This window comes from Brevundimonas sp. (assembly GCF_031412435.1).
Taxonomy (GTDB): Bacteria; Pseudomonadota; Alphaproteobacteria; order Caulobacterales; family Caulobacteraceae; genus Brevundimonas.
Genome location: NZ_JANODA010000018.1, coordinates 16,580 through 30,384 on the forward strand (window position 1 = coordinate 16,580; position 13,805 = coordinate 30,384).

A 13,805-nucleotide genomic window follows, 5' to 3' on the forward strand; every position below is an offset into this window, starting at 1 on the left:
TCATGCCGCGTCTGGGTCAATCCTGGTCCCAGGTGAAGTCCTTGTCGAGCCAGTCGCCGAGGCGGCCGTCAGGACGGGCCAGGGCGTGGATGCGGGCCATCTCCTCGTCCGAGAGCTGGAAGTCCTGGATGTCGAAATTCTCGGCCGCACGTTCGACCTTCACTGTGCGAGGGATGGCGATGACGCCCTGCTGCAACAGCCAGCGCAGGGTGACCTGGCCGTTGGACTTGCCGTGGGCGCGGGCGATCTCGCCGATCGCGGCTTCGTCGGCGATCTTGCCTTGGGCGAGCGGCGACCAGGCGGTGATCGAGGAGCCGAGGTCGGCAGCTGTAGCGCGCAGTGTCTTCAGCGACAGATAGGGATGATATTCGACCTGGTTGGTGATCAGGCGCGCGGGAGACAGGCGCTGCGCCTCACGGAACTGACCGGAGGGGAAGTTCGACAGACCGATGGAACGGGTCAGGCCCCGGTCCTTGGCCTCGTTCAGGGCGCCGAGGGTCTCGGCGAAGGTCGGGGTCGCCTTGGGCCAATGCAGCAACAGGAGGTCGGGGGTGAACCCCAGGTTGGTCGCCGATTCCCCGGCCTGACGAAGCAGGGCGTCATGCTCGAAATGGGCGACCCAGATCTTGGTCGTCAGCCAGATGTCTTCGCGGGCGACCACCCCCGCCTCGATGGCGTCGCGGATGCCGTCGCCCACGGCGGCCTCGTTCTTGTAGATCCAGGCCGTGTCGATGTGCCGGTAGCCGATCCGCAGGGCCTCGGCGACCATCCGCCGCGCATCGGCCGGCTCCAGCTGCCAGGTGCCGAACCCGAGCTGGGGAATCGTCAGGCCGTCGACGGTCAGGGACAGTTGTTCGGACATAGGGCGGCTCCGGCCAGGGTTCGGGGGAGGCCGGATATGGGGGAGGAACGCGGCGGCGCCAGCTATCGGCCTCTCAGCGAGTCGGAAATCTCGTTCCAGAGCGGTTCCAGTCCGCGCCTGAACGCTCCCTCGTGCCCGATGCGGGGCACGCCATAGTCTGCCGGTTCGCGAACGACAAGTTCGTGGGGGGCGTTCGGATAGACTTCCAGCATTCGCGGCGCGGTTTTGCGATTGGCGATCGGGTCGTCGCTGAAAATCCACGACCGGATCGGCGCCGTGACTTCGGCGAAATGATTCGGCTTGAGTTCCGTGTCGAGCCGATCCGCGAAATAGCGCGGGTCGTGGCACCAGCGTCGCCAGGGCAGGAAGACGCCGCGCGGCAGATCGGCGCCGCGCCACAGGCCGCCGCCCTTGACGTAGCCGTGGCGGGCCAGGCTCCACGGACCGTAGATCCACCAGAAGAAGATCTCGGCCGGATTGTAGCTGCGGAAATGGTCGCCCCAGTAACCTGAGCCGACGGCGATGAAGGCGTGGCGTGTGATCCTGGCGTGGTTCGGCATGAAGCCGGCGAAATGTCCGCCGACACTATGGCCGACGTGGGAGACAGCAAGGTCCGGAAAGGCGGCGACCAGCGCCTCCAGAGCGGCGGGCATGTCGAGCCGGCCCCAGTCCTCGTAGGTCATCTGCATGGCGGCCAGATCGTCCGGCCGCGACGCGCCGATACCGCGCATGTCGTGAAGCAGGACTGCGGCGCCGCTCGCGGCAAGATGGCGGGCGAATCGTTCGTAGAACCCCATAGGAAAGCCGGTGCCCGAGGTGACGAGCACTGCGTGGGACGGCTTCACCGGAGCGATCAGCCGTAGCGTCAGCCGATAGCCGTCCGCAGCCTCGGTCGTCAGATCACGGGTGATGAATTCCGGGGTATCCAAGGCCAGTCCGTCCTGTTTGGAAACGAACGTGACAGGGTGACGTCGCGTCAGGTCAAGTGAGGGGTGTGTAGCCCTTCGATACCTTCTTCGGAACGATCTTCAGCCAGCGCCTTTCCAGGGTCTTACGGAGCCACGCCGGATCCACCGAGGCCAGACGGGCCAGGACGATCGGATAGCCGCGATAATGGTCGGTGATGTGGAAGGTCGCGGGTTCCGCGTCCAACAGCATGTCCCGATGGTCGAGGCTGTCGACATAGACGACGACACTGTCGTCCTCGGCACGGATGCGGGTGAAGAATTTCCCGTCCGCCTTGAAGGAGGGCTTTCCATAGGACATCCCGGCTTCCGTTGCCGGGAAGGTCAGGACGAGGGCGTGAAGGTCGGCGGGTGTCATGGCTCCGACCCTAGGCCCGGATGATTCAAATGAAAAAGGCCGCGTCCCTTGCGAGACGCGGCCCTGATCGTTGCGAAAGGCGGAAAGCCTATTCGATGTCTTCGTTCAGCAGGCCGACCTTGTAGAAGCCGTTCTTCTGCAGGTCGTTCATGACTTCCATGAAGGCGTTGTAGCGGACTTCCGGCTGGGCGCGGACAAAGACGCGCTCTTCCTGGCAGGCCGGCGAACCGCCGCCCAGGGCGGCGCAGACGTCCACGGCCAGGGTTTCGATCGTGGTCTGCTGCTCGGCGATGAAGATAGAGCCCGTGTCCTGGATGGTGATGTACACCGGCTCCTTCGGCTCTTCGCCGGTCGGTGGGGTGGCCGGCGGCAGGTCGAGGCGGATGGAGACGGTGGCCAGCGGCGCCGCGACCATGAAGATGATCAGCAGCACCAGCATGATGTCGACGAACGGCGTGACGTTGATGTCCGCGTTCTGGGCGATGGTCTTGCCACCCTGGCCGGCGGGACCTGCGAGCTTGGAGCCCATGCGTTGATTCTCCATGGAGGCTCGGCCAGCGGGGCGCGAGCGACGCGTTACGGTTCGGACGGTTTCTTGGCGTTTGCCGCGAGGCTTGTAAAGCGGTCTCGCAAGGAAGTCGGTTCCCCGGGTGCGGTTTTCGCCCGAACGGGGAGAATTCCTCCTCCGCCACCGGCGAAGGAGGATTTATCGATCAGCCCTTGGCCAGCTTCAGGAAGCGTTCGATCAGCGCCGGGTCCGACTTGAAGGCCCCGGTGAAACGGGTCGTGATGGTTGAGACATGACGGTGGTGCACGCCCCTGGTCGTCATGCACTGGTGCTCGGCGTCGATCAGGACGGCGACGCCGGCCGGGTTGAGATTGTCCTCCAGCGCCTTGGCGATTTCCTGGGTGAGGGTCTCCTGCGTCTGCAGACGCTTGGAGAAGATCTCGACCACGCGGGCGATCTTGGAGATGCCGACGACCTTCTCGGTCGGCAGATAGGCGACATAGGCCTTGCCGAGGAAGGGGGCCATGTGGTGTTCGCAGTGACTTTCGACCTCGATGTCGCGCAGCAGCACCATGTCGTCATAGCCCTGCACGTCCTCGAACGTGCGGCTCAGTTCCTTGGCTGGATCGGCCGCATAGCCTTCGAACCATTCGCCGTAGGCGTCGACGACCCGTTTGGGCGTGTCCAGAAGGCCTTCGCGATCCGGATTGTCACCCGACCATGCGATCAGGGTGCGAACGGCGGCCAGGGCCTCTTCGCGGGTCGGACGGGACAGATGATCGTTGCCGACGAGCGTCGGTCTGGAGGCGTTGGCGTCCATGAAGTGTTTTCTAAGCGACTAGTAGCGCCGGAACGAAGGTCCCGGATTGACGCGCGCCGCTCTCCCTTTTCGTCGCCACGGCTGGTCGCCGGGCCAGCACGGCTATATGGGACGCATCGCCCGTCCCGCAAGAAAACTGACTGCACCGCTTCCAAATGACGCTTTTTATTCACGACACCCTGCGCCGCGAGAAGCGCGCCTTCGTCCCCCGGGACCCGGAACGGGTGACGCTCTATGTCTGCGGTCCGACGGTCTATGACTATGCTCACATCGGCAATGCGCGCCCGCCGGTGGTGTTCGATGTGCTCGTCCGGCTGCTCCGCCGCGAGTACGGCGCCGAGAGCGTCATCTACGCCCGCAACGTCACGGACGTAGACGACAAGATCAATGCGAAGGCGCATCGGGAAGGCGTGCCGATCGGCGAGGTCACGGCCCGCTACGAGGCCGCCTATCTCGCCGACATGGGGCTGCTGAACGTGTCGCCGCCGGACATCGCGCCCCACGTCACCGACCATATGGACGCGATCATCCGGCAGATCGGCGAGATCGTGGACCAGGGCTGCGCCTACGCCGCCGAGGGCCATGTCCTGTTCGACGTCTCCTCCTATCCGTCCTACGGCGCGCTGTCGGGCCGGAACCTGGACGACATGATCGCGGGCGCCCGCGTCGAGGTCGCGCCCTACAAGAAGAACCCGCACGACTTCGTCCTGTGGAAGCCGTCAAAGGCGGACGAGCCTTCGTGGCCCTCGCCGTGGGGCGACGGCCGGCCCGGTTGGCATATCGAATGCTCGGCCATGATCGAGAAGACCCTGGGCCTGCCGATCGACATCCACGGCGGCGGCATCGACCTGGTGTTCCCGCACCATGAGAACGAGATCGCCCAGGGCGTCTGCGCTCACGGCCATGCGCACGGCGAGGCCTCGCACGACGAATACAGCCGCTACTGGATGCACAACGGCTTCCTGACCGTCGATGCGGAGAAGATGTCCAAGTCGATCGGCAACGTCCTGTTGCTGCACGATCTGGTTCAGGCGATCCCGGGCGAGGTGGTGCGCTGGGCGCTTCTGTCGGCCCACTATCGCCAGCCGCTGGACTGGAACCAGTCGCTGCTGGACCAGTCGCGCAAGAATCTGGACCGTCTGTATGGCGCCCTGCGTCGCGCGGACGATGTCGAGCCGCTGGGCGACATGCCGTCGCCGGAGTTCCTGGAAGCCATCTCGGACGACCTGAACACCCCGGGAGCCATGGCGACGATGTTCGCCCTGTCCAGCGAGATCGAGCGGGCGATGACGGCCGGCGATCACAAGGCGGTGGGCATCGCCAAGGCGGAGCTGATCGCCTGCGGCAAGATCATGGGCGTGCTGTTGTCCAGCCCGGACCAGTGGTTCGAGGGCGGCGCCGACGACGCCCTGAAGGCCGAGGTCGAGACCCTGCTGGCCCAACGCGTCACGGCGCGGGCGGAGAAGAACTGGCCAGAGGCGGACCGCATCCGCGACCGGCTGACGGCGCTGAACGTTGTGGTGATGGACGGCCCGACAGGCGCGACCTGGCGGCTGAAGGAGTAGGTGCGCCCTCAGAGCCGCCTGAACGCGGCTCCGTCAGCGTCGAACAGGTGCGCCCGGGCCGGGTCGATGTGCAGGGTCAGGGCCTCGCCGACTGTCGGACGTATGTCGCCGGCCAGTTGCACGGTCAGGGTCTCGGTCGAGCCGTCCTGCGCGACATAGGCATAGGTCGCGTTGCCCAGGGTCTCGACGAAGGCCGCCTTCACCCGGATCGCGTCGCCGGGGCCCGTGAGTGTCAGGTGCTCGGGGCGGACGCCCAGCATCACCGACTGGCCCGCCCTGGCCGCGGCGGCGTCGACGCCGACATGCACTGTCTCTGCAGCCGCCGTTCGGACCACGGCGCCGGTCGCGGAGGCCTCGACGACCTCGGCCGGGATCAGGTTCATCTTCGGGCTGCCGATGAATTCGGCGACGAAGCGGGTCCGGGGGTGTTCGTAGAGCTCCATCGGCGCCCCGACCTGTTCGACTACCCCGCCGTTCAAGACCACGATCCGGTCGGCCAGGGTCATGGCCTCGACCTGGTCGTGGGTGACGTAGACCATGGTCGTCTTCAGCCGTTCGTGCAGCGAGGCGAACTCGTAGCGCATGCGCACGCGCAGCGCGGCGTCGAGGTTCGACAGCGGCTCGTCGAACAGGAAGACCTCGGGCTCGCGCACGATGGCGCGGCCGATGGCGACGCGTTGCCGCTGGCCGCCCGACAGGGCCTTGGGCTTGCGATCGAGCAGATCGACGATGTTCAGGGTTTCGGCGGCCGCCATGACGCGGCGCTCGATCTCGGCCTTGTCGGTCTTCGCCAGGGTCAGGCCGAAGGCCATGTTCTGGCGCACGCTCATGTGCGGGTAGAGGGCGTAGGACTGGAACACCATGGCGATGCCCCGGTCGGACGGCGACAGGGCGTTCACGACGCGGCCTCCGATCGAGACCTCGCCCGTATCGGCCTCTTCCAGACCGGCGATGACCCGCAACAGGGTGGACTTGCCGCAGCCGGACGGTCCCACGAACACCACGAACTCGCCGTCGGCGATGGTCAGATCGACACCCTTCAGAACCTCGGTCGCGCCGAAGCTCTTGCGAATGCCGCTGAGTGCGACGTCGGCCATCCTGTCTCCTGTCCCTGAACGCGTGTTCTTTTGCACGCGTTGTAAGCGGTTACGAGGAGGGGGAGAAGGTGTTTCGCGATCATCCCCTTGTCGCGTGCCAACCCCGGATCATGAAGGCCTGGAAGAAGGGGACGGGCAGGGCGAAACCTGCTTTGCGCCACAGGGCTTCTGTTTCCGCGGCCGGCAAGACGCCGAGAACGTCGCGCAGGCCGTCTTCCAGCTTCGCCAGCGAGTCCGGCGTCGCGCCCATGAGAGTCTGGACCTGTTTCCAGTCCGCCAGCATGGCCGGGAACTCCTGCGCGTCGAGGTCGCCGCTGATCTCGGCGCTGACGAACCGGCCTCCGGCTTTCAGCCGATCGGCGATGGCGGCATAGAAGGCGGGACGGGCCTCGCGCCGGATGAAGTGGGCGACGAGCAGGCTGACCACGACGTCGAAGCCGGTCTCGACCACGTCCTCGACATAGCCCTCGATCAGGTCGCACCGGTCCATCACCCCGGCCTCCGTCAGTCGATGCGCGCCGACGCCCAGCATCTCTGCCGAGGGATCGACGCCGACAAAGGTCCAGCGCGGAAAGGCCTCGGCCAAGGACAGGATCTCGGCCCCGGTGCCGACGCCGACACACAGGACGCGGGCCTCGGCGGGCAGGTCGGCGAGCACCAGCCGCATGAGGAAATGCAGGCTGTCGGAGATGGGCTTGAGCCCGCTGTTCCGCCGATCATAGGCGTCGGCGATCTCTTGATTGAAGAAGCCGGAGGTGCTGAAGGCGGCGTGCTGGGTCATTGTTATACTATAACAATGAAGCCGCCGTCCGTCGATGGGCGTCTACGGTCAGCCTAGCCGTTCGGCTTCTTCTTGCCCTTGAAGGGCTTCTTCTCGCCGGCCGGCTTGCCGTGGGCGTCCTTGGCGGCCCAGGGCCGGTCGCCGCCCTTGGGCTTGCCCTTCCAGGGCTTTTCGCCGGCTGCGGCCGGGGCGGCGTCGGAAGCGGGCGCCCAGGGCTTCTTCTCGGTGAAGGGCTTCTTGACCCAGGGCTTCTTGCCTTCGGGCGTGGGGGCGTCGGAGGTGCGCTTGACCCATTTGGGCCGTTCGCCGTCGGCGGCGGCGGCCGGAGCCGTCTCGCGCTTGACCCACGGCTTCTTCTCACCTGCGGGCTTGTCCTCGCGCGGCTTCCAGGCGGGCTTGTCGCCGTCCTCGCGCGGCTTCCACGCCGGCTTGTCGGCGCGAGGCGCGCGGTCGCCTTCGGTCTTGTTCGCCCAAGGCTTGCGCTCCGGACGATCCCCGCCGTCGCCTGCGGGCTTCTTGTCCCAGCGGCTGGCGGGGCGTTCCTTCGGTCCCGGGGCCACGGCGTCGTTGACGGTCACGCCGTCCTCGGTCCCGGCCGCGATGGCGGCGCGGAATTTGGCTTCGGCGGCCGTGGTGATCTCAAACTTGGTCTCGCGGTCGAAGATCTTGATCGAGCCGATGTCGCCCTTGGTGACATGGCCGAGGCGGCACAGCGTCGGCAGCAGCCATTTCGGGTCGGCGTTCTTGTCGCGGCCGATGTTGATGCGGAACCACACCATGTCGCCGCCACGGGCGAAGTCGCGCAGCGGGCCGTCGGCCTGACCGCGGTCGTTCACGCCGCTGACCTGGGCGCGTTTCATCCGCTCGTCGTCATAGACCTCTTCCGGGGCCGGCAGCTTCTGGCGATACAGGCGAATCAGGGAGGCGGCGACCTGTTCGGGCGTGGTCCGCTCCAGCAGCAGGCGGCCCAGCTCCAGGGCCTCCTCGTCCTCGACCAGGGCGGTCAGGGCGGGATCGGCCAGCAGGCGCTCGCGGTCCTTCTCAAGGATCATTTCGGCGCTGGGAGGTCCCGACCATTCGGCGGTGATCGAGGCCGATTGCAGCATCAGCTCGACCTTGCGGCGGCGGGTGTAGGAGACCAGCAGGACGGAGACGCCCTTCTTGCCCGCGCGGCCGGTCCGGCCCGAACGGTGCAGAAGACCGGCCTTGTTGACCGGGATCTCTGCGTGAATGACCAGCCCGAGGTCAGGCAGGTCGAGGCCGCGCGCAGCGACGTCGGTGGCGACGCAGACGCGGGCGTGGCCGTCGCGCAGGGCCTGCAGGGCCTCGGAGCGCTGGCTCTGGGTCAGTTCGCCCGACAGGCCGACGACGGAGAAGCCGCGCTCGCGCAGCGACGACGTCAGGTGCTTCACCCGCTCGCGGGTGTTGGCGAACACAAGGGCGCCTGGGGCCTCGAAATAGCGCAGCACATTGACGACGCCGAGTTCGATCTCGTTCGGGGCGACGCGGATGGCCTTGTACTCGATGTCGGCGTGCGACTTGTTGCCGGCGACCGTGTCGATGCGGACGGCGTCGCGCTGATAGGTCTTGGCCAGCTGGACGATGTCGCGGGCCAGGGTGGCCGAGAACAGCAGGGTCCGGCGCTCGGGCGGGGCGGCGTCGAGGATGAAGGTCAGGTCTTCCTGAAAGCCCATGTCCAGCATCTCGTCGGCTTCGTCGAGCACGACGGCGCGGGCTTCGGACAGGTCCAGCGCGCCGCGCTCCAGGTGGTCGCGCAGACGGCCTGGGGTGCCGACGACGATGTGAGCGCCGCGCTCCAGCGCCCGGCGCTCGACCTTCGGGTCCATGCCGCCGACGCAGGAGACGATTCGCGCCCCCGTCTGGGCGTAGAGCCACTGCAGCTCGTTCGAGACCTGCTGGGCCAACTCGCGGGTCGGGGCGATGACGAGGGCCAGCGGATTGCCAAAGTCAGTAAACTTCTCGGCGTCGCCCAGCAGCGTGGGGGCCAGGGCCAGGCCGAAGGCGACCGTCTTGCCCGATCCGGTCTGGGCCGAGACCAGCAGGTCGCGCCCGGTTCCGTCTTCGGCCTGGGACGCCTCCAGAACGGCCGCCTGGACGGGGGTAGGTTCGGCATAGCCGCGTTCGGACAGGGCGCGGTCGAGCGCGGGATGACTGGCGGGGAAGGGCATGGCGGTTCCGTAGGGCGCCGGGCCCGAATTGGCGAGCGGCGCGGGGCGTTCGTTGGGGGAGGTCGCGCGATTTCGCGGGGCCGGGCTTTTGCTCCGGGATCAAGGCCGAATGAGGGTGATGCGGCGGGATCGTGTCGGAATCTGACCCTCGTTCCGCGAACTCGTGACAACAGGCTGGACTGTAGGCAATGTCCGGCCGTGTTTCGGGGGAAGAGTCGTATGCGCAAGATCCTGTTTTCAACGGCGCTTTCATTGTCGCTGGCGTCCGCGCCGCTGCTGACGGGGCCTGCGATCGCGCAAGCGCGGCTGCAGCCCGGCGGATCGGTCCAGGGCGACCTGTCGCGTGGCGACAGTCAACTGGATTCGGGCGAGTTCATCGACGTCTACGAGGTTCAGGGCCGCGCGGGCCAGCCGCTCTCGGTGGTCATGCGCTCGGACGACTTCGACGCCTATCTCATGATCCGGGGGCCGGGCGACTTCGAGGAAGACAACGACGACTCGGGCGACGACGGCACCAACGCCGGCCTCGATGTGCGCCTGCCCGCCGACGGGACCTATCGCATCACAGCCACCAGCTATGAGCCCGGCGAAAGCGGTCGCTACAGCCTGTCGATGAGTGGCGGCGCCGGCGCGGGTCGTGGGGGCGCCGGGGCCTATGCCCAGGCGTCAGGCGCCGGACGCGGACCGCAGAACGGCGGCGGCGGCACGTTGCAGCCCGGTCGTTCGGCCTCGGGCGCCCTCGCCCAGGGCGACCGAACGCTGGCCGCCGGAGAGTTCGTCGACGACTGGGAACTGCAGGTCCGGCGCGGCCAGACCTATACGGTCAGCCTCGATGCCAGCGACTTCGATGCCTATCTGATGGTGCGCGGTCCGGGCGGCCTCAGCGAGGACAACGACGATGATCCGGGCCAGCGCGGCGGCCGCAACAGCCGCCTGACCTTCACCGCCGCCACCGACGGCGTCGTGACCGTCGCGGCGACCAGCTTCGGCTCGAACGAGACCGGCCGCTACCAGATCCTGGCCGAGCAGGGCGGTCGCGCGCCCTACGCCGGCAACGGCCGTCCGCCGCAACAGGCCTATCAGCGGCCGCCGCGCCAGGCCGAAGGCTCGATCCAGGTTGGTCAGACCGTCAATGGCGCCCTGGGGGATGGCGACCGCCAGCTGGACAGCGGCGAATACATCAATACCTACACCCTGCGCGGGCGTCGCGGTCAGCAACTGGACCTTCGCCTGTCGTCCTCAGCGTTCGACCCCTATGTCGCCATCCAGGGCCCCGGATTGTCGGAGTTCAACGATGACGATCCCGACGGCGACGGCGCCCTGGACAGCCGGCTGTTCGTCACCCTGCCGCAGGACGGCGACTACCAGATCACAGCCACCAGCTATGCGTCGGGTGAGGCCGGAGCCTATCGCCTCGGCGTCTTCCCGGCCGACGGTCGCGCCTCCCAGGGCCGGCCGCGGCAGGACTCCTATGTCGAGGAGCGCGGTCAGCGTCAGGATGTGCGTGGCGGAAGCATCTCGATCGGCGACACCGTCGGCGGCGCGCTGCAGTCTGGCGACGAGCAGCTCGATAGCGGCGAATACGTCGACACCTTCACCTTCACCGGTCGACGCGGCGAGCGGGTGGCGGCGGAGCTGACCTCATCCGCCTTCGACGCCTATATCATCCTGACCACCCCCTCGGGCGAACAGCTCGACAACGACGACGGCGAGGATGGCACCAACAGCCGCCTGGACACCGTTCTCCAGGAGGAGGGCGAGTATCAGGTCATGGTCACGTCCTACGCCGCCGGCGAGACGGGGTCCTACCGCTTCTCGGTCGTTCCCAGTCAGGGTTCTCAGCGTCAGGCGTCGGTCCAGGGCGGTCCGCGCGTCTTCGCCATCATGGTCGGCATCTCGGAGTATGGCGATGTCGCCAGCGACCTTCCGTATACGGACGAAGACGCGGAGAAGCTGGCCGAAACCCTCCAGCGCGGCGGAGTCCTTAACCCTTCCAGCGTTGTCCTGACCAATGCCGAGGCCACAGTCGGCGGCGTGCGTCGCGCCTTCGAGCAGGTGTCGCGCCAGGCCGGGCCGGACGACATGTTCCTGTTCTTCTTCTCCGGTCACGGCAGCCAGGAAGATGCCCAGACCAGCGCCCAGGAGCCCGACGGCCGCACGGAGTCCATCGTCCTGCGCGACGGAGAAATCACCGACCAGGAGATGGCCCGGCTGTTCAACGGCCTGAACACCCGCCTGTCCCTGCTGGTGCTCGACAGCTGCTTCTCCGGCGGCTTCGCGCGCAACGTCGTGGATCGCCCGGGCGTCATGGGCCTGTTCTCGTCCGAAGAAGATCTAACCAGCGCCGTGGCCGACAAGTTCGAGGCCGGCGGCTACCTGTCCCACTTCTTGCGGGCAGGCCTGGCCGGGGCGGGCGACGTCGACGGCGATGGTATGGTCACCGCAGGCGAACTGGCCACCTATCTGCGTCGCCAGTTCGTGGCCGAGGTCGAGAACGTCGAGGCCGAAACCCAGGAAGGCCAACGCAACTACCAGAACCTGGTCATCGACCGGGGCGGGGTGCAGGTCGATGACGTGGTATTGCGTCTGGCGTCCAGAGGTTCGAACGCCGGCTCGCACTGAGCCAGTCCTGTATCCGGTAGGAGTAGAGTTATGACCATCCTTCGCACGACGGCTTTCGCCGCCGCCGTCCTTGCGCTCGCCGCCTGCCAGCAGAAGGCCGAAGCCCCCGCCGACCCGGCCACGCCCGTCGCCGAGGTGGTCAGCGGCGCAACCGGCGTCGATCAGGCGGTCGCCTGCATGGCCTATCTGGCGCTGAAGCAGACGGCGCTGGAGGCGCAGACGCCTCCCGGCGACGTCACCGCCGTCCGCGCGGCGATGAACGACTGGGAAGGCCTCGCGCTGCAATCCATGACCCCGGACGAAGTGAACCAGTACTACGCCAGCTCGCTCGCGGTTGAGGACGACGCTTCGCCCTCGAAGATGGACGTCACCTCGGCCTGGTGCCTGGCCAACAAGCCCGCCGCCTCCTGACGAAGGGGCCTCGCCTCCCGGGGCCCGATTGGTGCATGAGGTCGGGATGAGCGCGCCCACGGCACAACAGCCCCGCCACTACGCCGAGCTGGAATACACGGCCGGCTACTACCACGAGCTCGGCCCGGCCCACCTGCGGTTCTGCGGCCTGATCGCGGGCGTCGATGTCGCCGTGCCCGAGGCGCCGACCTATCTCGAACTCGGCATGGGGCAGGGGGTGTCGGTGGCGGTCCATGCGGCCGCCAACGACGGCGACTTTTGGGGAGTCGACATCAACCCGGCCCATGTCGAGAACGCCACCTCGCTGGCGGCCTCGTTCGACAGCGCGCTCCACCTCGACGCCCAGGGCTTCGAGACGTTCGCAGCGCGAGACGACCTGCCCCTGTTCGACGCCATCACCCTGCACGGGGTGTGGAGCTGGGTCTCGGACGCCAGCCGGCGGACCATCGTCGATCTGATCCGGCACCGGCTGAAACCGGGCGGCGTGGTCTATCTTAGCTACAACTGCCAGCCCGGCTGGGCCTCGCGTTCGCCGGTTCGCCACCTGCTGAAACTCGGCCATGACGCGCGACCGGGACAGGACGCCGAGGCCCGGATCGAGGCGGCGCTGGAGTTCATGGAGGATGTCGCCGCCGCCGACGGCCGCTTCTTCGCAGAGAACCGCCCCGCCGCCAGCCACGCGGCCTCCCTGCGCAAGGTCGGGGCTCAGTATCTCGGCCACGAATATCTGAACGCCGACTGGCACGTGCCTTATTTCTCGGACGTCGCGGAAGCCCTGTCCGCAGCCGATCTGGGCTTCGTCACTTCGGCCCGGTTGCTGGACCGCGTGAACGCCATCCACCTCCCGCCGGCCGGTGTCGCCCTGATGGACCGCCATAAGAATCCTGTCCTGCGCGAGTCTGTTCGCGACTTCCTCGTCAACCAGCAGTTCCGGCCCGACGTCTTCGCGAAGGGCGCGCGGATGCTGTCATCCTCCGAACAGGCGGCCCGCCTCGACGCCCGGGCTTTCGTCCTCGTTTGCGGCCTCGATGAGATCGACTTCCAGCTGACCGGCGTCCAGGGCGAGATGATCCTCTCCGAGGCGACCTACGGGCCTCTGGCGGTCGCCTTGGCGTCCGGCGACTTCCACCCCAAGACCGCGACCGACCTGATGACCGCGCCCGGCGTCTCCGCCCTCCGGCGCAGCGATGTGATCGCCGCCCTGATCACTCTCGTCGGCATGGGCGTCCTCAGACCGGCCAGGACCTTCAGCCCCCACATCCGCGCCCGGTGCGGGGCCTTCAACCGCCTCGTGCTCGACCGCGCCGTGACCGGGCCGCACCTGAAGCATATGGCCTCGCCCGTGACCGGCGGGGGCATCCTGACGCCGCGCTCGGCCCAGCTGTTCCTTCGCGCCTGGCTGGCCGGCGCCCGCACCCCCGACGCGATCGCCCTGTCGGTCTGGGAGGTGTTCCAGGCGACCCACGAGCGTGCAGCCCGAAACGGCAAGGACATGATCACCCGCGACGACAATCTGTCCGCGCTCGGCGACATGGCCCGCCGCTTCCTCGACCAGACCGTACCTCTCTACCGGGCGCTGGCGATCGTCTAGATCAGTCCCACAATGCCGTCGGCGGCGCATAGGCGT

At 67.4% G+C, this 13,805-nt stretch carries 12 protein-coding genes; 4 read left to right on the forward strand and 8 right to left on the reverse strand.

Annotated features, from left to right (window positions below):
- Positions 1-16: 16 nt before the first annotated feature.
- The 5 genes from RMO01_RS03320 to folE all read right to left on the reverse strand — a co-directional run bounded on the left by RMO01_RS03320 (position 17) and on the right by folE (position 3,513).
- Positions 17-862, reverse strand: coding sequence for an aldo/keto reductase (locus RMO01_RS03320; protein ID WP_309627626.1), 846 nt, complete (start codon positions 860-862; stop codon positions 17-19).
- Between the two features lie 62 nt (positions 863-924).
- Entirely contained in the window at positions 925-1,791 is an 867-nt protein-coding gene (locus RMO01_RS03325; RefSeq protein ID WP_309627627.1) for a serine aminopeptidase domain-containing protein, read from the reverse strand.
- A gap of 52 nt (positions 1,792-1,843) precedes the next feature.
- Positions 1,844-2,185 (reverse strand): MmcQ/YjbR family DNA-binding protein, encoded by a 342-nt coding sequence (locus tag RMO01_RS03330; protein WP_309627628.1) that lies wholly within the window; start codon positions 2,183-2,185, stop codon positions 1,844-1,846.
- Between the two features lie 88 nt (positions 2,186-2,273).
- A complete protein-coding gene (locus tag RMO01_RS03335) occupies positions 2,274-2,714 on the reverse strand; it encodes a biopolymer transporter ExbD (protein ID WP_309627629.1) in 441 nt (146 codons plus the stop codon).
- A gap of 184 nt (positions 2,715-2,898) precedes the next feature.
- On the reverse strand, positions 2,899-3,513 hold the full coding sequence (gene folE / locus RMO01_RS03340; RefSeq protein WP_309627630.1) for a GTP cyclohydrolase I FolE: 615 nt from the start codon (positions 3,511-3,513) through the stop codon (positions 2,899-2,901).
- 155 nt (positions 3,514-3,668) lie between these two features.
- Between folE and cysS the strand changes: the two genes are divergently transcribed.
- Positions 3,669-5,078 (forward strand): cysteine--tRNA ligase, encoded by a 1,410-nt coding sequence (gene cysS, locus RMO01_RS03345; RefSeq protein ID WP_309627631.1) that lies wholly within the window; start codon positions 3,669-3,671, stop codon positions 5,076-5,078.
- Positions 5,079-5,086: 8 nt separating this feature from the next.
- Here cysS and RMO01_RS03350 read toward each other — a convergent pair whose 3' ends face one another.
- The 3 genes from RMO01_RS03350 to RMO01_RS03360 all read right to left on the reverse strand — a co-directional run bounded on the left by RMO01_RS03350 (position 5,087) and on the right by RMO01_RS03360 (position 9,145).
- Positions 5,087-6,175, reverse strand: coding sequence for a sn-glycerol-3-phosphate ABC transporter ATP-binding protein UgpC (locus RMO01_RS03350; protein ID WP_309627632.1), 1,089 nt, complete (start codon positions 6,173-6,175; stop codon positions 5,087-5,089).
- 79 nt (positions 6,176-6,254) lie between these two features.
- On the reverse strand, positions 6,255-6,956 hold the full coding sequence (locus RMO01_RS03355) for a class I SAM-dependent methyltransferase (protein ID WP_309627633.1): 702 nt from the start codon (positions 6,954-6,956) through the stop codon (positions 6,255-6,257).
- 53 nt (positions 6,957-7,009) lie between these two features.
- On the reverse strand, positions 7,010-9,145 hold the full coding sequence (locus RMO01_RS03360; protein ID WP_309627634.1) for a DEAD/DEAH box helicase: 2,136 nt from the start codon (positions 9,143-9,145) through the stop codon (positions 7,010-7,012).
- Between the two features lie 219 nt (positions 9,146-9,364).
- On the opposite strand from RMO01_RS03360, the gene RMO01_RS03365 reads away from it, so the two are divergent.
- The 3 genes from RMO01_RS03365 to RMO01_RS03375 are packed head-to-tail and all read left to right on the forward strand — an operon-like array spanning position 9,365 to position 13,769.
- The gene (locus RMO01_RS03365) at positions 9,365-11,767 is read left to right on the forward strand and encodes a pre-peptidase C-terminal domain-containing protein (protein ID WP_309627635.1); all 2,403 of its coding nucleotides are present in this window, start codon (positions 9,365-9,367) and stop codon (positions 11,765-11,767) included.
- 30 nt (positions 11,768-11,797) lie between these two features.
- Positions 11,798-12,178, forward strand: a complete 381-nt coding sequence (locus RMO01_RS03370) for a hypothetical protein (RefSeq protein WP_309627636.1) — start codon at positions 11,798-11,800, stop codon at positions 12,176-12,178.
- Positions 12,179-12,224: 46 nt separating this feature from the next.
- Positions 12,225-13,769, forward strand: coding sequence for a class I SAM-dependent methyltransferase (locus RMO01_RS03375; RefSeq protein WP_309627637.1), 1,545 nt, complete (start codon positions 12,225-12,227; stop codon positions 13,767-13,769).
- Positions 13,770-13,805: the final 36 nt, after the last annotated feature.